This is a genomic window from Pseudomonas sp. 300, assembly GCF_055803035.1.
Window position 1 is genome coordinate 3,361,300 of record NZ_JAVLRV010000002.1, and the last position, 17,903, is coordinate 3,379,202.

The following is a 17,903-nucleotide window of genomic DNA, read 5'->3' on the forward strand; positions in this document are numbered from 1 at the left end:
TGACTGACACACCGCTATCGCGAGCAGGCTCGCTCCCACATTTGTTTTGTTGTGAATTCGGGTTAATCGTCGGCGTTGGGATCAAGATCCGGGAACATGACTTCGGTGAAGCCGAACTTGCTGAAATCGGTAATCCGCGACGGATATAACCGGCCGATCAGATGATCGCATTCGTGCTGCACCACACGGGCATGAAAGCCCTCGGCAATGCGCACGACCGGCTCGCCCTTAGGGTCGAACCCTTCGTAACGAATCTGCTGATAACGGTCTACCGCGCCACGCAGGCCGGGCACCGACAGGCAACCTTCGAAACCCTCTTCCATCACCGGGCTCAACGGCGTGATCAGCGGATTGATCAGAATGGTCTGCGGCACCGCTTCGGCATCCGGGTAGCGCTCGCTGTGCTCGAAGCCGAAGATCACCAGTTGCAGATCGACGCCGATCTGCGGCGCGGCCAGACCGACCCCACCGACGCTTTCCATGGTCTGGAACATGTCGTCGATCAGTTGCCACAACTCGGGGCTGTCGAACATCTCGGCGGGGACCGGCGGTGCAATGCGCAGCAGGCGCTCGTCGCCCATTTTCAGAATTTCACGGATCATTTGATGACTTCGTCAGTGCTCGGTTTGATCGAGTGGTCCCGACCCAGTCCCGAAACGTGGTGTTTGTGTTCATGGTCGAGCTCGCCGGGGACCTTTTCGCCAGGGTCCTTGCCTTCGGTCGACATGTGTTCGATCACCGCATTCATCTCCGCGCCGAGCAACAGCACCGCGGCGGAGATGTAGAAGTACAGCAACAGCACGATGATCGCGCCGATACTGCCATACATGGCGTTGTAGTCGGCGAAAGTCTTGACGTAGAACGCGAACCCCAGGGAAGCGACAATCCACACCGTCACCGCCAGCACCGAGCCAGGGGTGATGAAACGAAACTCTTGCTTGACGTCGGGCATGACGTAATAGATCAAAGCCACCGCAATCATCATCAGGACAACGATGACTGGCCAGCGGGCGATCGTCCAGACCGTGACAATGAAGTCTTCCAGCCCGACCTGCGCAGCAATCCAGCCCATCACCTGCGGCCCGAGCACCATCAACGCGGCGGCGATCAACAACATGCCGGCAATGCCGATGGTGTAGAAAATCGACAGCGGAAAACGTTTCCACGCAGGACGACCCTCCACCACATCGTACGCGGCGTTCATCGCGCTCATCATCAGGCGCACGCCGGCCGAAGCCGTATACAGCGCGATGACAATACCGACCGAGAGCAAGCCACCCTTGGATTGCTGGAGCTGGTCGATCACCGGGTTCACCTGCTCCAGCGCCTGGGGCGGCAGGACCAGTTCCGATTGCAGGCGCAGCCAGGAGAAGAAGTCCGGCAGGTGCAGGAAACCGATCAAGGCGATCAGGAACAAGATGAAGGGAAACAGCGAAAACAGCATTTGATAGGCGAGCGCCGAGGCATAGGTCGACATCTCGTCGGCGACGAACTCGGTCACCGTGCGCACCATGACACGGTGCAGGCGCAGGCCTTTCATGTGTGGGAAAAACATTAGCGTCTCCTTTCGCCGCAAATCGGGTTGAAGTCGTGGCGACTCAGGGGCCGTTTTCTACATCAAAGTAGCCTACTTGGCGACTTTGAAACAATTTCAGTGTGCAAGTTCAGGCTGACACAAAAACGGCCATCCGTGGATGGCCGTTTCTGATACTCACCCAAGGCCGAATCAAGCCTTGTCGACGCCTTTCTTGATGGCGTCCTTGGCTTTGCCCACTGCTTGCTGAGCTTCGCCTTTCCTTTCCTGCACGACGCCTTCGGCGCGCATTTTGTCGTTACCGGTGGCCTTGCCGACGCCTTGCTTGACGTTGCCGGCGGCTTCGTTGGCCATGCCTTTTACTTTATCGCCAGTGCTGCTCATGGTGGTTCTCCTGTGAACAATTGAACGAGAAAAGTCGTTACACAAGGATTGACCGGAGCCGTTTGTGCGGAGTTTCATTTATTTTCCCGGCGTCATTTCATCGTTCTGTGCAGGTTGGGCTTTATGTTTGCCGACCAACCCCCGAGAATGCGCAACGTATTCAGGCCATGGCGCTGAAGATCCAATCCCGTAGGAATGTTATGAAACTCGATAAAAAGCAGGCCATTGCCCGCAGAAACCTGGAACTCGGCGGTGCTGTGCTTGGCGTCAACAACTGCCATTTCGCCGAATTGAACCGTAACCGCAACATCTGGTGGTTCGATCTCCCGGTGGCGCGCCTGGCCATTGGTCAGTACGAATGGATTCACCTTGGAAATGGTTCCGCCCAACGTCTACATCGACGCCCCGACCCTCAGCCCCGAAGTGCTCGAGGAACTGCGCGATGCGTTGCTCAGCGTGCGTGGCGTGCAAGCGATGACGGTGGTCGACATTCTTCCGGGCCAACGTCGGCACTTGCAGCTCGATGCATTGCTCGCTGCCATGACCGACCCGGTGCTGGCCTTGGACAGCGACGGCAAAGTGCTGCTGGCCAACCCGGCGCTGATCGCCCTGTACGGTCGCGAACCGGCCGGTGAAAGCATCGCGGATCTGTTTGCCGATCCCGCCCTGCTCGACACCTTGCTGGAACAAGGCTTTCGCTTGCCGCTGCGCGAGATCACCGTCAACGGCCAGACCCTGTTGCTGGACGCCACGCCGATCACCGACGCCGGCGCGCTGCTGACGCTGTATCAACCGAACCGCATCGGCGAACGCCTCTCGGCGCTGCACCACGACCATGCCGAAGGGTTCGATGCGTTGCTTGGCGAATCCCCGGCCATTCGCACGCTCAAGGCCCGTGCCCAACGTGTAGCCGCCCTCGATGCGCCGTTGTTGATCCAGGGCGAAACCGGCACCGGCAAAGAACTGGTGGCCCGCGCCTGTCACGCCATCAGTGCCCGGCACACGTCACCTTTCCTGGCGCTGAACTGCGCGGCATTGCCGGAGAACCTCGCCGAAAGCGAACTGTTCGGCTACGCCCCCGGCGCCTTCACCGGCGCCCAACGGGGCGGCAAACCGGGGCTGATGGAACTGGCAAACCAGGGCACGGTATTTCTCGATGAAATCGGTGAAATGTCGCCGTACTTGCAGGCGAAACTGCTGCGGTTTTTGAACGATGGCAGCTTCCGCCGCGTGGGTGGCGATCGTGAGGTGAAGGTCAACGTGCGGATCCTCAGCGCCACGCATCGCGATCTGGAAAAAATGGTCAGCGAAGGCACGTTCCGCGAAGACCTGTTTTATCGCCTCAACGTGCTCAACGTCGAAGTCCCGCCGCTGCGCGAACGCGGCCAGGACATTCTGTTGCTGGCGCGCTATTTCATGCAGCAGGCCTGCGCGCAGATTCAGCGCCCGGTGTGTCGTCTGGCACCGGGCACTTACCCCGCGTTGTTGGGCAACCGCTGGCCGGGCAACGTGCGGCAATTGCAAAACGTGATCTTCCGCGCGGCGGCGATTTGCGAAAGCAGCCTGGTGGACATCGGCGACCTCGACATCGCCGGCACCTCCGTGGCGCGCCAGAGCGACACCGAGGTCGACAGCCTGGAACAGGCGATGGAAGAGTTCGAGAAAACCCTGCTGGAAAAACTCTACGTCAGCTACCCCTCGACCCGGCAACTGGCCAGCCGTCTGCAGACTTCGCACACGGCAATTGCCCATCGGTTGCGCAAGTACGGTATTCCCAAAACACCATAGCCCGCCTGTGGGAGCCAGCCTGCTGGCGATTGCGGTGTGGCAGGCAAAAAAGATGTCGACTGACAGGGCCTCATCGCCAGCAGGCTGGCTCCCACAGGTTTCGCGTTCAACTGAAAGCCTGTTTAAAAACGACCTCCATCTGTACTGAAAGCGCTACAGCGGAATGATATCGATACACTCCCTCCTAACCACCGCAGTGCAAGGCTTTGATCCACTTAGGCTTTTTTCTTCGGCTCGCGCTGTATCGATTTCGCTACAGTCGCTGCAACACAATGGCCACATGAAACTCATAAGCCATTGTTTTTAAACACAAAAATAACATTGGCCGCGATTTTGCTTAGTAACCACCCATAAAGAAGGGCTTTTGCCCAAGCATTCAATCGCGTCCACCAGACGAGTCTGGCCCCCTTAGGAGTTTCCATGAGCGAGTTGCGTTTTACTGAAGATCACGAATGGCTGCGCACCGAAGCTGACGGCACCGTTACCGTCGGCATCACCGCTTTCGCACAGAACGCCTTGGGCGACGTGGTTTTCGTACAACTGCCTGAGCTGCAGTCCTACGACAAAGGCGCAGAAGCCGCCACCGTGGAATCGGTAAAAGCCGCCAGCGGCGTATACATGCCACTCGACGGCGAAGTGCTGGAAGTGAACCCGGCGCTGGACAGCAACCCGGAACTGGTCAACGAAGATCCGCTGGGCGAAGGCTGGTTCTTCCGCTTCCAGCCTGCCGACGCCTCGGCAGTTGCCAAACTGCTGGATCAGGACGCTTACGACCGTCTGATCAAAGCCAACGCCGAAGCCTGAGGAGCGCTGACATGACTCAAGTAAACCTTACGACCGCCAACGAATTCATCGCGCGCCACATCGGCCCGCGTTCCGGCGATGAGCAAGCCATGCTCAACAGCCTCGGTTTCGATTCGCTGGAAGCCCTGAGCGCCAGCGTCATTCCGGAAAGCATCAAAGGCACCAGCGTCCTCGGCATGGACGACGGCCTGAGCGAAGCCGACGCCCTGGCGTTGATCAAAGGCATCGCCGCCAAGAACCAACTGTTCAAGACTTACATCGGCCAGGGCTACTACGGCACGCACACGCCGTCGCCGATCCTGCGCAACCTGCTGGAAAACCCGGCCTGGTACACCGCGTACACCCCGTACCAGCCAGAAATTTCCCAGGGTCGTCTCGAGGCGCTGCTGAACTTCCAGACCCTGATCAGCGACCTGACCGGCCTGCCGATCGCCAACGCCTCGCTGCTGGATGAAGCCACCGCCGCTGCCGAAGCCATGACCTTCTGCAAACGCCTGAGCAAGAACAAAGGCAGCCACGCGTTCTTCGCGTCGGTTCATTGCCACCCGCAAACCCTCGACGTGCTGCGCACCCGTGCCGAGCCGTTGGGCATCGACGTCGTGGTCGGCGACGAGCTTGAACTGACTGACGTGACGCCGTTCTTCGGCGCCCTGCTGCAATACCCGGCGAGCAACGGTGACCTGTTCGACTACCGCGCACTGACCGAACGCTTCCACGCCGCCAACGCTCTGGTTGCGGTGGCTGCTGACCTGCTGGCCCTGACCGTGCTGACCCCGCCAGGCGAATTCGGCGCCGACGTGGCCATCGGCAGCGCCCAACGCTTTGGCGTGCCGCTGGGCTTCGGTGGCCCGCACGCGGCGTACTTCTCGACCAAAGATGCATTCAAGCGCGACATGCCGGGCCGTCTGGTCGGTGTCTCTGTGGACCGTTTCGGCAAGCCGGCCCTGCGCCTGGCGATGCAGACCCGCGAGCAACATATCCGCCGTGAGAAAGCCACGTCGAACATCTGTACTGCCCAAGTCCTGCTGGCCAACATCGCCAGCATGTACGCCGTCTACCACGGCCCGAAAGGCCTGACGCAGATTGCCAACCGCATTCATCACCTGACCGCGATCCTCGCCAAAGGCTTGAGCGCACTGGGCCTGACCGTCGAGCAAGCCAGCTTCTTCGACACCCTGACCCTGAACACCGGCGCCAACACCGCCAAACTGCACGACAAGGCACATGCGCAGCAGATCAACCTGCGTGTAGTCGATGGCGAACGTCTGGGCCTGTCCCTCGACGAAACCACGTCGCAAGCGGACGTCGAATCGCTGTGGGCCTTGTTCGCCGACGGCAAAGCGCTGCCGGACTTCGCCGCCCTCGCCGCCTCTGTGGTCAGCACCATCCCGGCCGCTCTGGTTCGCCAATCGCCAATCCTCAGCCACCCGGTGTTCAACCGTTATCACTCGGAAACCGAGCTGATGCGCTACCTGCGCAAGCTCGCCGACAAGGACCTGGCCCTGGATCGCACCATGATCCCGCTGGGTTCATGCACCATGAAACTCAACGCCGCCAGCGAAATGATCCCGGTGACCTGGGCTGAATTCGGTGCCCTGCACCCGTTCGCCCCGGCCGAACAAAGCGCCGGTTACCAGCAACTGACCGATGAACTGGAAGCGATGCTCTGCGCCGCCACCGGTTACGACTCGATCTCCCTGCAACCAAACGCCGGTTCGCAAGGTGAGTACGCCGGTCTGTTGGCGATTCGTGCCTATCACCAGAGCCGTGGCGAAGACCGTCGCGACATCTGCCTGATCCCGTCGTCCGCCCACGGCACCAACCCGGCCACCGCCAACATGGCTGGCATGCGCGTGGTTGTGACAGCTTGCGATGCCCGCGGCAACGTCGACATCGAAGACCTGCGCGCCAAGGCCATTGAGCACCGCGAACACCTCGCTGCGCTGATGATCACTTACCCGTCGACCCACGGCGTGTTCGAAGAAGGCATCCGCGAAATCTGCGGCATCATTCATGACAACGGCGGCCAGGTGTACATCGACGGCGCCAACATGAACGCGATGGTCGGCCTCTGCGCACCGGGCAAGTTCGGCGGCGACGTGTCGCACCTGAACCTGCACAAAACCTTCTGCATCCCCCACGGCGGTGGCGGCCCGGGCGTCGGCCCGATTGGCGTCAAGTCGCACCTGACGCCGTTCCTGCCGGGCCACGCCCAGATGGAGCGCAAGGAAGGCGCGGTCTGCGCGGCACCGTTCGGCAGCGCGAGCATTCTGCCGATCACCTGGATGTACATCCGGATGATGGGCGGCGCGGGTCTCAAGCGCGCTTCGCAATTGGCGATCCTCAATGCCAACTACATTTCCCGTCGCCTCGAAGAGCACTATCCCGTGCTGTACACCGGTAGCAACGGTTTGGTCGCGCACGAATGCATCCTCGACCTGCGTCCGTTGAAAGACAGCAGCGGCATCAGCGTCGATGACGTCGCCAAGCGCCTGATCGACTTCGGTTTCCACGCCCCGACCATGTCGTTCCCGGTCGCTGGCACACTGATGATCGAGCCGACCGAAAGCGAATCCAAGGAAGAACTGGACCGCTTCTGCGACGCCATGATCCGCATCCGCGAAGAAATCCGCGCAGTGGAAAACGGCACGCTGGACAAGGACGACAACCCGCTGAAAAACGCCCCGCACACCGCTGCGGAACTGGTCGGCGAGTGGTCCCATCCGTACAGCCGTGAGCAAGCGGTGTACCCGGTTGCCTCGTTGATCGAAGGCAAATACTGGCCGCCGGTCGGTCGCGTCGACAACGTCTTCGGCGATCGCAACCTGGTGTGCGCCTGCCCGTCGATCGAAAGCTACGCTTAAACGAATGAGGGGGCGGGTTCGCTCGCCCCCACCTTCGAGAACACTGCAAGACTCTGTGGGAGCTGGCCTGCCAGCGATAGCGGTGGGTCAGTCGACTGGGATTCGAACCTACGACCAATTGGTTAAAAGCCAACTGCTCTACCAACTGAGCTAACGACCCGCTGTGTGGTGGCGCGTATAATACTGATTTTTATAGGTTATTCAACACCTTATTTGAAATAAATCAGAAATAAGGTGTTGGGTCGCTGATTCCGGCCGCTGCGAAGCCTTCCGCACGCAGTCGGCAGCTGTCGCATTTACCGCACGCATAGCCTTTATCGTCCGCCTGATAACAGGAAACGGTCAGGCCGTAATCGACGCCCAGCTTCACGCCCGCCTGGACGATCTGCGCCTTGCTCAGGTTTTGCAGGGGCGCCTGAATACGGAAGCCGTTGCCTTCGACACCGGCCTTGGTCGCCAGATTGGCCATACGCTCGAAGGACTCGATGAACTCGGGACGGCAATCCGGATAGCCGGAATAGTCGACAGCGTTCACCCCGATGAAGATGTCACGAGCGCCGAGCACCTCAGCCCAGCCTAGCGCGAGGGACAGAAACACCGTGTTGCGAGCCGGCACGTACGTCACCGGAATGCCTTCGCCGGCCTCTTCCGGCACATCGATGCTGCTGTCGGTCAGTGCAGAACCACCGATACCATTCAGGTTCAGACCGATGACCTTGTGCTCGACCACACCCAAATCCCGGGCAACACGTTCGGCGGCGTGCAATTCGGCGTGAGACCGCTGACCGTAATCGAAGCTCATCGTGTAGCAGCGGTAGCCTTCAGCGCGAGCCATGGCCACGACCGTCGCCGAGTCGAGGCCGCCGGAAAGCAAGATGACCGCACGTTTTTCAGCAGTATTCAGTTGTTCAGTCATATCAGCGCCCCGGCTCATCATTCCAAAGATATTTATGCAGTTGCAGCTGCAGACGCACGGGCAGGTTGTCCGCCACCACCCAGTCAGCCAGATCCCGAGCATTCAGGTCATGGTGACTGGGTGAGAACAACACTTCACCGGCACGGCGATCCAGACCGTACTGAATCAGCTTCGACACGGCCCAGTCGTAGTCTTCCCGCGAACAGATGACAAATTTCACCTGGTCATTGGGTGTGAGCAGCTCGATGTTCTCGTAGAGGTTGCGATGCACTTCCTTCGAACCCGGGGTTTTCAGGTCGACCACGCGGCTGACTCGCGGATCCACCGCCGAGATATCAAGCGCACCACTGGTTTCCAGTGACACTTCGTAACCGGTGTCGCACAACTGCTTGAGCAATGGGATGGCATTAGGTTGCGCCAGCGGCTCGCCGCCGGTGACACACACATAACGCGGGCGGAAACCGGCGACTTGCTCGAGGATATCGTCGAGCGTACGGACAGTGCCGCCAGAGAACGCATAGGCGCTGTCGCAGTATTGGCAACGCAATGGGCAACCGGTCAGGCGCACAAAAACAGTGGGCAGCCCGGCAGTCCGCGTTTCACCCTGCAACGAGTAGAAAACTTCGGTGATTCTCAATGTGTCTTGCATAGTCGCCACGGGCGTAACAGCTAAACAGGCTGTCCGCCTCCGTCAGGCACTTCAAGGAACCCCGCCAACGCGCAGGCCCCAAAAAGCGTATTTCATAAAAAGGGCGTGAATTCTAACGAAAAAACCCGCGACAAGCGCGGGTTTCTTCGAAATGGGTCAAGCAGGCTTACATGCGCTGCAGATCGCGCTGGGCCAACTGAGCGGCGGAAGTGCCCGGATATTGGGACACAACCTGTTGCAGAATGCCTTTTACCTTGTCGGGATGACCGAGGCGACGCTCTACATCAGCCAGCTTGTACAGCGAGTCAGGCACTTTGTTGTGCTTTGGGTACAGCTGCGAAACCTTGGCAAATGCCTGACCTGCACCTTGCAGATCGCCTTTGGCCAGGTTTACTTCGCCCAACCAGTACTGGGCATTGCCCGCGTATTGGCTGTTCGGGTACTTACGCAGGAAAGCGGAAAAAGCCTGACTGGCTTTGTCGAAATCCTTGGCTTTGATCAAATCGAAGGCTGCATCGTAATACAGTTTTTCCTTCGCCGGATCCGCCGGTTCGCTACCTGCGGCAGGAGCTTGAGCGGCTGCCGCCCCTGCACCTGCACCCGCTGCTGCGCCGGGGGCATTCAGATTGCCACCGGAGGAAGAATTCTCAGGAGTCGCGGCTGGTGCAACGCCGGTTCCTATGCGCCGATCAAGATCCTGGTATCGCTCCAGGCTTTCCTGCTTCATGCGCGCTACATCATTTTGCAGAACTTCAATCACACCTTGTTGGCGCGAGATCTGTTCCTGCATCGATTGCAGTTGGTTGAACAGCTCGCCCTGTGCCGAGACAGGGGCCGAAACCCCTCCCCCGGCATAGGCGCCGTTCGTACCGTAACCCGCAGGCGGATAACTACTCCCGCTATTGTTATAGCCGGAGTTGTCCTCGACCACAGGAACCGCAGCCCACACCGCAAGCGGTGCGAGGCTGAGAGCCAAAACAGTTACAGCACGACGGCACGTTCGCATGACGAATTACTTACGCAGTTCGACGCGACGGTTTTGAGCCCAGGACTGCTCGTCGTTGCCGGTAGCAACTGGACGCTCTTCGCCGTAGGAAACCAGTTCCAGCTGAGCTGGGGAAACACCTTGCAGTACCAGGTAGCGTTGAACGGCTTTCGCACGACGCTCGCCCAGTGCCATGTTGTACTCACGAGTACCACGTTCGTCGGTGTTGCCTTCCAGAACAACGCGAGCGCCGTTTGCTTTCAGGTCTTTGGCGTGAACGTCCAGAGCGCGCATGGCTTCTGGCTTCAGGTCCGAGCTATCGTATTCGAAGTAGAAGGTGGTGATTGCGCGCAGAGCAGCTTCTTCGCTCAGGGAGCCATCAACAGCACCAGTGTTAGCGCCGTAACCAGCGTTTGGATCAACAGCGCCTTCACCGGCGTTGTCGCCGCCTTTGGACGAGCAACCTACAGCTACAGCCATGGCCAGAGCCAGCGCAGCAAATTTACCAAACTTCAGCATTTCCATCGTGAAACTCCTAATGAACCCCAGTGTGTTAAGTGAAACGTGTAGCGCCGCGTCAGTTCAGGTAAGGGGACCAGGAAGGTTCTCTGACTTCGCCTTGTGCGGTAGGAAGCGGGAGCCTTACGCGTCCATTAATGGACACGAGCATCAAGACTCCCCGGCCCTGCTGGCGGGTGGCGTAGATTACCATGGTGCCGTTGGGCGCAACAGTAGGCGACTCGTCCAGAGTGCTATCAGTGAGGATTTTTACGCTTCCGCGCTGCAAATCCTGGGCCGCCACCTTGAAATTAGTGAAGCCATCCTGGCGATGGATCATCACCAGAGTCTTTTCATCAGCCGAAAGCTTCGGGTTGGCGTTGTAGTTACCGACAAAGGTCACACGCTCCGCACCGCCGCCGCTAACGCTGGATTTGTAGATCTGAGGCTTGCCGCCACGATCTGAAGTGAAGTACAGGGTCGAACCATCCTTGCCCCAGAACGGTTCGGTGTTGATGCCGGGACCGTTGGTGACGCGAGTGATCTGACGCGAACCCAGGTTCATCACATAGATGTCCGGGTTTCCGTCCTTCGACAGCACGAATGCCAGGCGATTGCCATCCGGCGACCAGGCTGGCGCGCCATTCAGGCCTTCGAAGTTGGTGATCTGCTCACGGCGACCGGTGTCGATGTTCTGCATGAAAATGCGCGGACGCTTCTGCTCGAACGATACATAAGCGATGCGCTTGCCATCCGGTGCGAAACGCGGCGACAGGATCGGCTCGCGCGATTGCAGCAGGGTCACGGCGCGGGCACCGTCATAGTCCGAACGTTGCAGCGTGTAGCGCGTGTTCTTCTCGGAGAAACGCTCTGCAGTCACGTACAGCAGACGTGTCGAGAACGCACCTTTGATACCGGTGAGTTTTTCGAACGACTGGTCCGCGATGTAGTGCGACATGTCGCGCAGCTGATCAACGCTGCCCGACACGCTACCGGTCAGCACTTGCTGCTCGGTGGCGACGTTGAACAGAGCGTATTGAACCTGCAGGCGGCCGCCCGCTGGAGCAATGCTGCCGACCATGACGTACTGGGCGCCGAGCGCCTTGAAGTCACGGTAGATGATTTCGCTGGCCTGGCTCGGCTGGCTGATCATGTTCTGCTTTGGAATCGGCGAGTAGTAACCCGAGTTGCGCAGGTCGTTACCGATGATCTCGGCCATATCGTCCGGCAGCACGCTACCGCCCTGGTTGCCGAACGGAACAACGGCGATCGGAGTTGCCCGATCGCTGCCGCTGGTGACCAGAATGTTTTTTTCATCTGCCGCCGCTATCCCTGCCATGCAGCAGATCACGACAAGCATTCCTCGAAGAAGGTTTCTCACAAGGCTAGATCCTCAGGTGTGAATGTCATCTTGAATGAACGATACGGGGCGAAATCGCCCGGCTTCATTCCCTGCATTTCTGTCAAACGTCCAATATTCTTGACCGCCGCTACAGCCGAAGCGTCAAACGGACCGTCACCGCTGGACTTGGACACGCTGACCGAAGTCACCGTACCGTCCGGCAACATGCCGATTTGCAGCACAACCGTCATGCCTTTGCGTGCCGAAGGTGGACGAGCCCAGCCTTCCGCTGCACGAGCACGAATCAAATCATCGAAACTGCCGGCGACTTCGTCACCCTGCTCATCCGCCAAGGCCTGCTGACGCTGCGGCGTGTCGGAAAGCAAATCTGCCAGGGCCTGAGCCTTTTTCTCTTCGGCGGATTTACGTGCCGCTTCCTGCGATTTCTTTTTCGCAGCATCGGCAGCAGCTTTCTTCTTCGCATCTTCGGCGACTTTCTTTTTCGCCTCTTCAGCTTCAGATTTCTTCTTGGCGTCTTCCGCGGCTTTCTTCTTCGCGTCTTCGACGATCTTCTTCTTGGCTTCTTCCGCGGCCGCTTTCTTGGCCTCTTCTTCAGCCGCTTTCTTGGCTTCTTCTTCAGACTTCTTCTTGGCTATATCAGCCAATTGTTTCTCTTCGGCCTTTTTGGCTTCGGCGGTCTTCTTCGCTTCATCGGCTTTCTTGGCTTCATCAGCCTTTTTAGCCTCTTCCGCTTTCTTGGTCTCGTCGGCTTTCTTGGATTCTTCGGCTTTTTGAGCCGCGTCTTCCTTCTTTTGTTCCGCGGCTTTGATCGCTTCCTGCTCGATCAACTTCTGTTCCATCTGTTCGACTTCGGTCTGGCGCGCAGCGGATTTCTTCGCTTCACCCGCAATCTTCTGATTGGTCTGGGTGGTCGCCTGACTTTTCGATTTCAGCTGATACAGGGTCGCCTGGACAATCGGCTTGGCCGGCGGGAGCTCCGGTGTGAAGGCGAAACTGACGAACAGCATGCCAAAAACCAGCACGTGCAAGACAATCGCCCAGACACTAGGCCAGAAGTAGCTTTCCGAGGCTGTTGGCTCTCGCTGTTGCTGCATCAGGGCGCCTCGGTAATCAGGCCAACGTTACCGACTCCGGCTTTCTGCAACCCACCCATCGCACCCATGACGGAGCCGTAATCAACGGTCTTGTCGCCGCGGATGAACACCTGGGTACGCTTGCCGCCTTCGGTGCCGGCGCGAATGATCTTGGTCACGGCGTCAGTCATTTGCGGCAAGGTCATTGCCTTGTCCTGCTGTTTTTGCGTGTCGACTTCGCTGCCAAGGTTCCAGTAGTAGGTCTTGTCAGCCTTGATCGAAATGGTCAGGACCTGGGTGTTGTTGTCCTGCGGCAAGGCTTCGCTGGAAACCTTGGGCAGATCAACTTTCACGCCCTGATTGAGCATCGGCGCGGTCACCATGAAGATGACCAGCAGTACCAGCATCACGTCGATGTAAGGCACCACGTTCATCTCGGCGACCGGCTTGCGCTTTTTGCGAGCTCGAGCGATTAAAGCCATTGGAAATTACCTGCTTATTCTTCGCTGGTGTGCACTTTGCGGTGCAGGATCGCCTGGAATTCATCGGCGAAGGTGTAGTAGCGGCTGATCAGCGTTTCGCTGCGAGCGGCAAAACGGTTGTAAGCGATAACGGCCGGGATGGCTGCGAACAGACCGATCGCGGTGGCAATCAGTGCCTCGGCAATACCTGGAGCTACGGTGGCCAGGGTCGCTTGCTGGGCAGTCGCCAGACCACGGAAGGAGTTCATGATGCCCCAGACGGTACCGAACAGACCGATGTACGGGCTGACGGAACCGACGGTCGCGAGGAACGGCAGGCTCTGCTCGAGCTTTTCTTCTTCGCGGGAAATGGCTACGCGCATGGCACGAGCCACGCCTTCCATGACCGCTTCCGGGTCAACGCCTGGCTGCTGGCGCAGACGGGAGAATTCCTTGAAGCCAGCACGGAAGATCTGCTCGACGCCCGAATCCGGATCAGGGTTGCTGCCAGCCTGACGGTACAGCTTGGACAGGTCGATGCCCGACCAGAAGCGCTCTTCAAAGCTCTCCAGGGCACGTCGACCGGCGCGCAGCAAGTTGCTGCGCTGAAAGATCATGATCCATGAGGTCACCGATGCGGCTACCAGGATCAGCATTACCAGTTGCACCACGATACTGGCATTGCTGACCAGGCTCCACATGGAGGAATGGTCGACGACGTTAGCTTCCACGCTTTATCTCCTGCTTTGAGTGTGTACCCGCGCCGCTCACGTCGGCAAAGGCCGCACGTAGAGCTTCGGGAATGGCCCGGGGTTTTAAACTTTCAGTGCGCACACAGGCCACCAAAAACCTGCCCTTCGCAGAGCAGCGCATTATCCGTGGCTCGCCTGACCTGCTGTTTGAAGCGCAGGCTGACACGGTTCAATTCGATTACTTCAGCGCTTACCAGGAGTTCGTCGTCCAGTCGCGCCGGCGCGTGATAACGCGCTTCGCTGGAATGCACGACAAACAACAGGTCCTCTCCTGCCAGCTGGGATTGGGCAAAGCCCAGCTCCCGGAGCCGCTCGGTTCGAGCCCGTTCCATAAACTTGAGGTAATTAACGTAATACACGATGCCGCCCGCATCGGTGTCCTCGTAATAAACGCGACAACGATGTGCGAACGGCTCAAGCCCGTTTTGCGCGCGCATACTCTAGTGCTTACTCCTCAGGTTGCCAATCCGGCCAGGCAACTGTTTTTCATTGATTCACGGCTTTCAGGCAAAACCACGGTCCTAGGACAGCACAATGCCCGAAAATTCTGCCCGTAAAAGTTAATTAATCGTCCACGGCATCAAGGAACTCGTCTACCACGGGCATTTCGCCCAATCGTGACGGAATATTTAAACCGAAATGCAGATAGGCATGCCGGGTGACCACCCGCCCACGCGGCGTGCGCATGATATAGCCTTGCTGGATCAGGTACGGTTCCAGCACGTCTTCAATCGTGTGACGTTCCTCGCTGATCGCGGCAGCCAGACTGTCAACGCCCACCGGTCCACCGTCAAACTTCTCGATCATGGTCAGCAGCAGACGTCGATCCTGGTGGTCGAAACCACGCTCATCGACATCCAGCAGATTCAAGGCGAGATCGGCAATCGGTTTGGTGATGTGGCCCTTGGCGCGAACTTCAGCGAAATCGCGCACCCGGCGTAACAGTCGGTTGGCGATCCGCGGGGTACCTCGGGCACGACGGGCGATTTCAAAGGCGCCTTCCGGGTCTAGCGGCAAGCCGAGGATGTTTGCCGAACGACTGACAATCGTCGCCAGATCAGCCGTGCTGTAAAACTCGAGGCGCTGGACGATCCCGAAACGGTCGCGCAGCGGATTGGTCAGCATGCCGGCGCGCGTCGTCGCCCCCACCAGCGTGAACGGTGGCAGATCCAGCTTGATCGAACGGGCAGCGGGGCCTTCGCCGATCATGATGTCGAGCTGGAAATCTTCCATGGCCGGGTACAGCACTTCTTCGACAATCGGCGACAACCGATGGATTTCGTCGATGAACAGCACGTCGTGCGGCTCAAGGTTGGTCAGTAGCGCGGCCAGGTCACCGGGTCGCTCGAGGACCGGGCCCGAAGTGCTTTTGATCGACACCCCCATTTCCTGGGCGATGATGTTGGCCAGGGTGGTTTTACCCAGGCCCGGCGGGCCGAAGATCAGCGTGTGGTCCAGTGATTCGTTCCGCCCACGGGCAGCCTGGATGAACAACTCCATTTGCTCGCGAACGGTCGGTTGGCCAATGTATTCGGCCAGACTGACAGGACGAATCGCCCGATCCTGGACTTCCTCGCGGTCGCGCGGGCCCGGCGTGGCGGCTATCAGACGATCAGCTTCAATCACTTAGATCATTCCCTTCAGGGCACGACGAATCATGTCTTCACTGCTCAAACCTTTCTCCTTGATCGCGGAAATCGCCTTGCTGGCTTCCTGCGGCTTGTAGCCCAGGGAGATCAGCGCGCTGACCGCGTCATTTTCGGCGGTAGCGACCGGATGCGGCGCGTCTGGCCCACCCGGCTGGTTTGGCACCAGAGCAAACATCGCCGGCACGGTTTCCCAGGCCTTGAAACGATCCTTGAGTTCCACCAGCAAACGCTCGGCGGTCTTCTTGCCCACGCCCGGCACCTTGGTCAGGGCCGAGGTGTCCTGAGATTGCACGCAACGTACCAGTTCATCCACTTCCAGGCTCGACATCAATGCCAGGGCCAATTTCGGCCCTACACCATTGAGACGGATCAACTCGCGAAAAAAGTCTCGCTCACGCTTGCTGGCGAAACCATAGAGTAACTGCGCGTCTTCGCGTACGACCAAATGGGTGTGCAACGTCAGCGGTTCACCGACCGACGGCAAGCGATACAGCGTGGTCATGGGCACTTCCAGCTCATACCCCAGACCGTTTACATCCAGAATCAGGTGCGGCGGCTGTTTCTCAGCCAGTGTGCCGCGCAAGCGTCCAATCACGTTTCAGATCCTTGAGCGTTGGCCAGTTCGGTGGCTGGCGACTGACAGAACAAGGGTTTTGCGCCGACAACACAGGCACAAAACCCTGATTCCGTAAAAAAGACTGCTGATGCTATCAGAGACGCAGGCGCCCGCCACGACTGCGTGCAGTGCCCAGGCCATGCGGCAACAGGCTGGAACGGGTGTGAGCATGGCAAATGGCAATGGCCAGGGCGTCCGAGGCATCGATTTGCGGTTTACTGGTGAGTTTCAACATGTGCATGACCATCATTTGCACCTGCTCTTTATTCGCCGCACCGGTCCCGGTCACTGCCTGCTTGACCTGGGTGGCCGTGTATTCAGCGATTTCCAGATTTTCTTCGGCACCGGCAACGATTGCCGCACCGCGCGCCTGGCCGAGCTTCAGCGCGGAGTCGGCGTTGCGGGCCATAAAGACCTTTTCGATGCCCATGGTCACCGGGCCGTAGGTCTGGATAACTTCACGCACGCCGCGATAGACGATTTGCAAACGCTCATGCAGCTCGCCGGCCCCTGTGCGAATACAGCCCGACGCCACGTACACGCAGCCACGCCCGGTATCGCGTACCACGCCATAACCGGTGATGCGCGAACCGGGGTCGATACCAAGAATTAAAGTCATAACGCCTGCGGGTTAGGAAAAAGCACGATATCCAATATACGAATAACAAATGTGGGAGCGAGCCTGCTCGCGAAAGCGGTTTTATATTCAGCAACGATATTGCCTGAACATCCGCATTCGCGAGCAGGCTCGCTCCCACATTGGATCTTAGTCGCCCTTAACCGAGCTGTGCGGCCACCGACTCGGGGATATCCGCGTTGGAGTAGACGTTCTGCACGTCGTCCAGGTCTTCGAGCATGTCGATCAGCTTGAGGACTTTCTCAGCGCCTTCCAGGTCCAGTTCGGCACTGGTGGTCGGCAGCATGACGATTTCCGCGTCGTCACCTTTGAAACCGGCCGCTTCCAGAGCGTTACGCACGGAGTAGAAACCGGCAAACGAGGTGAACACGTCGATGGAACCGTCTTCGTGGGTGACCACGTCATCGGCGTCCGCTTCCATGGCCGCTTCCATCAACGTGTCTTCATCAACACCCGGCGCGAAGGAAATCTGCCCCTTGCGCTCGAACAGGTAGGCTACGGACCCGTCGGTACCAAGGTTGCCGCCGCACTTGCTGAACGCATGGCGAACAGCCGCTGCGGTGCGGTTGCGGTTGTCGGTCATGCATTCGACCATTACCGCCACGCCCCCCGGGCCGTAGCCTTCATAGGTCAGCTCGACCATGTCGTCGGTATCGGCAGCACCGGCCCCGCGAGCCACCGCGCGATCAATGATGTCGCGACTCATGTTCGCACCCAGCGCCTTGTCCAGCGCCAGACGCAAGCGAGGGTTGGAGCCCGGATCACCGCCGCCCTGACGGGCCGCAACGGTCAGTTCACGAATCCACTTGGTGAAAATCTTGCCCTTCTTGGCATCCTGACGTTCTTTGCGGTGCTTGATGTTCGCCCACTTGGAATGACCCGCCATAACTCGCTCCGAATTCTCTTTGAAACATTGCCCGCTGCGCACGA

Annotated in this window: 18 protein-coding genes, 1 tRNA gene and 2 pseudogenes; 3 read left to right on the forward strand and 18 right to left on the reverse strand. The window is 58.9% G+C overall.

The window, feature by feature from the left end:
• Positions 1-62: 62 nt before the first annotated feature.
• The 4 genes from def to Q7W83_RS21925 all read right to left on the reverse strand — a co-directional run bounded on the left by def (position 63) and on the right by Q7W83_RS21925 (position 2,286).
• On the reverse strand, positions 63-602 hold the full coding sequence (def, locus tag Q7W83_RS21910; protein ID WP_150634001.1) for a peptide deformylase: 540 nt from the start codon (positions 600-602) through the stop codon (positions 63-65).
• Positions 599-1,555, reverse strand: a complete 957-nt coding sequence (locus Q7W83_RS21915; RefSeq protein WP_150634002.1) for a YihY/virulence factor BrkB family protein — start codon at positions 1,553-1,555, stop codon at positions 599-601. Before Q7W83_RS21915 ends, def begins: the two co-directional genes overlap by 4 nt.
• 171 nt (positions 1,556-1,726) lie before the next feature.
• Positions 1,727-1,918 carry a CsbD family protein gene (locus Q7W83_RS21920; protein WP_010457349.1) on the reverse strand — a complete coding sequence of 64 codons (192 nt, stop codon included), beginning with the start codon at positions 1,916-1,918 and terminating at the stop codon, positions 1,727-1,729.
• Between the two features lie 92 nt (positions 1,919-2,010).
• Positions 2,011-2,286, reverse strand: a complete 276-nt coding sequence (locus Q7W83_RS21925) for a hypothetical protein (protein ID WP_473657715.1) — start codon at positions 2,284-2,286, stop codon at positions 2,011-2,013.
• 1 nt (position 2,287) lies between these two features.
• Here Q7W83_RS21925 and Q7W83_RS21930 point away from each other — a divergent pair.
• The 3 genes and pseudogenes from Q7W83_RS21930 to gcvP all read left to right on the forward strand — a co-directional run.
• A pseudogene (locus Q7W83_RS21930) lies at positions 2,288-3,706 on the forward strand (sigma 54-interacting transcriptional regulator); the annotation flags it as partial.
• Positions 3,707-4,126: 420 nt separating this feature from the next.
• On the forward strand, positions 4,127-4,510 hold the full coding sequence (gene gcvH / locus Q7W83_RS21935) for a glycine cleavage system protein GcvH (RefSeq protein WP_150633190.1): 384 nt from the start codon (positions 4,127-4,129) through the stop codon (positions 4,508-4,510).
• 11 nt (positions 4,511-4,521) lie between these two features.
• Positions 4,522-7,374 carry an aminomethyl-transferring glycine dehydrogenase gene (gene gcvP, locus Q7W83_RS21940; protein WP_150633191.1) on the forward strand — a complete coding sequence of 951 codons (2,853 nt, stop codon included), beginning with the start codon at positions 4,522-4,524 and terminating at the stop codon, positions 7,372-7,374.
• Positions 7,375-7,457: 83 nt separating this feature from the next.
• Here the strand turns inward: gcvP and Q7W83_RS21945 are convergent.
• From Q7W83_RS21945 to Q7W83_RS22010, 14 genes and pseudogenes are all read right to left on the reverse strand, one after another.
• Positions 7,458-7,535 (reverse strand) — tRNA-Lys (locus tag Q7W83_RS21945).
• Between the two features lie 62 nt (positions 7,536-7,597).
• Positions 7,598-8,290, reverse strand: coding sequence for a 7-cyano-7-deazaguanine synthase QueC (gene queC / locus Q7W83_RS21950; protein WP_150654097.1), 693 nt, complete (start codon positions 8,288-8,290; stop codon positions 7,598-7,600).
• Between the two features lies 1 nt (position 8,291).
• Positions 8,292-8,939, reverse strand: coding sequence for a 7-carboxy-7-deazaguanine synthase QueE (gene queE, locus Q7W83_RS21955; RefSeq protein ID WP_150639428.1), 648 nt, complete (start codon positions 8,937-8,939; stop codon positions 8,292-8,294).
• A 166-nt stretch (positions 8,940-9,105) separates the two neighbouring features.
• Positions 9,106-9,945, reverse strand: coding sequence for a tol-pal system protein YbgF (gene ybgF, locus Q7W83_RS21960; protein ID WP_150633198.1), 840 nt, complete (start codon positions 9,943-9,945; stop codon positions 9,106-9,108).
• A gap of 6 nt (positions 9,946-9,951) precedes the next feature.
• Positions 9,952-10,449: a peptidoglycan-associated lipoprotein Pal gene (pal, locus tag Q7W83_RS21965; protein WP_003178634.1), complete on the reverse strand. Its 498-nt coding sequence runs from the start codon at positions 10,447-10,449 to the stop codon at positions 9,952-9,954.
• A 52-nt stretch (positions 10,450-10,501) separates the two neighbouring features.
• A complete protein-coding gene (gene tolB / locus Q7W83_RS21970; protein WP_473657680.1) occupies positions 10,502-11,782 on the reverse strand; it encodes a Tol-Pal system beta propeller repeat protein TolB in 1,281 nt (426 codons plus the stop codon).
• 17 nt (positions 11,783-11,799) lie between these two features.
• Positions 11,800-12,879: a cell envelope integrity protein TolA gene (tolA, locus tag Q7W83_RS21975; protein ID WP_150633199.1), complete on the reverse strand. Its 1,080-nt coding sequence runs from the start codon at positions 12,877-12,879 to the stop codon at positions 11,800-11,802.
• Positions 12,879-13,331, reverse strand: coding sequence for a protein TolR (gene tolR, locus Q7W83_RS21980; protein ID WP_162491085.1), 453 nt, complete (start codon positions 13,329-13,331; stop codon positions 12,879-12,881). The genes tolA and tolR overlap by 1 nt, the downstream gene beginning before the upstream one ends.
• Positions 13,332-13,354: 23 nt before the next feature.
• A complete protein-coding gene (tolQ, locus tag Q7W83_RS21985; protein WP_017340467.1) occupies positions 13,355-14,050 on the reverse strand; it encodes a protein TolQ in 696 nt (231 codons plus the stop codon).
• A pseudogene (ybgC, locus tag Q7W83_RS21990) lies at positions 14,040-14,508 on the reverse strand (tol-pal system-associated acyl-CoA thioesterase). Before ybgC ends, tolQ begins: the two are co-directional and overlap by 11 nt.
• Before the next feature lie 127 nt (positions 14,509-14,635).
• Complete coding sequence (ruvB, locus tag Q7W83_RS21995; protein ID WP_008027785.1) at positions 14,636-15,697, reverse strand: Holliday junction branch migration DNA helicase RuvB; 1,062 nt, start codon at positions 15,695-15,697, stop codon at positions 14,636-14,638.
• The gene (gene ruvA, locus Q7W83_RS22000) at positions 15,698-16,315 is read right to left on the reverse strand and encodes a Holliday junction branch migration protein RuvA (RefSeq protein WP_017340470.1); all 618 of its coding nucleotides are present in this window, start codon (positions 16,313-16,315) and stop codon (positions 15,698-15,700) included.
• Positions 16,316-16,430: 115 nt separating this feature from the next.
• The gene (ruvC, locus tag Q7W83_RS22005) at positions 16,431-16,955 is read right to left on the reverse strand and encodes a crossover junction endodeoxyribonuclease RuvC (protein ID WP_473656963.1); all 525 of its coding nucleotides are present in this window, start codon (positions 16,953-16,955) and stop codon (positions 16,431-16,433) included.
• 157 nt (positions 16,956-17,112) lie between these two features.
• A complete protein-coding gene (locus tag Q7W83_RS22010) occupies positions 17,113-17,859 on the reverse strand; it encodes a YebC/PmpR family DNA-binding transcriptional regulator (RefSeq protein WP_150633201.1) in 747 nt (248 codons plus the stop codon).
• Positions 17,860-17,903: the final 44 nt, after the last annotated feature.

What these genes read in the sequence shown, in the direction of transcription:
- def (WP_150634001.1), bottom strand. Translation starts at nt 602, where the DNA reads ATGATCCGTGAAATTCTGAAAATGGGCGACGAGCGCCTGCTGCGCATT.
- queE (WP_150639428.1), bottom strand. Translation starts at nt 8,939, where the DNA reads ATGCAAGACACATTGAGAATCACCGAAGTTTTCTACTCGTTGCAGGGT.
- Q7W83_RS22010 (WP_150633201.1), bottom strand. Translation starts at nt 17,859, where the DNA reads ATGGCGGGTCATTCCAAGTGGGCGAACATCAAGCACCGCAAAGAACGT.
- ruvC (WP_473656963.1), bottom strand. Translation starts at nt 16,955, where the DNA reads ATGACTTTAATTCTTGGTATCGACCCCGGTTCGCGCATCACCGGTTAT.
- gcvH (WP_150633190.1), top strand. Translation starts at nt 4,127, where the DNA reads ATGAGCGAGTTGCGTTTTACTGAAGATCACGAATGGCTGCGCACCGAA.
- tolA (WP_150633199.1), bottom strand. Translation starts at nt 12,879, where the DNA reads ATGCAGCAACAGCGAGAGCCAACAGCCTCGGAAAGCTACTTCTGGCCT.
- Q7W83_RS21915 (WP_150634002.1), bottom strand. Translation starts at nt 1,555, where the DNA reads ATGTTTTTCCCACACATGAAAGGCCTGCGCCTGCACCGTGTCATGGTG.
- tolB (WP_473657680.1), bottom strand. Translation starts at nt 11,782, where the DNA reads ATGCTTGTCGTGATCTGCTGCATGGCAGGGATAGCGGCGGCAGATGAA.
- queC (WP_150654097.1), bottom strand. Translation starts at nt 8,290, where the DNA reads ATGACTGAACAACTGAATACTGCTGAAAAACGTGCGGTCATCTTGCTT.
- pal (WP_003178634.1), bottom strand. Translation starts at nt 10,449, where the DNA reads ATGGAAATGCTGAAGTTTGGTAAATTTGCTGCGCTGGCTCTGGCCATG.
- gcvP (WP_150633191.1), top strand. Translation starts at nt 4,522, where the DNA reads ATGACTCAAGTAAACCTTACGACCGCCAACGAATTCATCGCGCGCCAC.
- ybgF (WP_150633198.1), bottom strand. Translation starts at nt 9,945, where the DNA reads ATGCGAACGTGCCGTCGTGCTGTAACTGTTTTGGCTCTCAGCCTCGCA.
- Q7W83_RS21920 (WP_010457349.1), bottom strand. Translation starts at nt 1,918, where the DNA reads ATGAGCAGCACTGGCGATAAAGTAAAAGGCATGGCCAACGAAGCCGCC.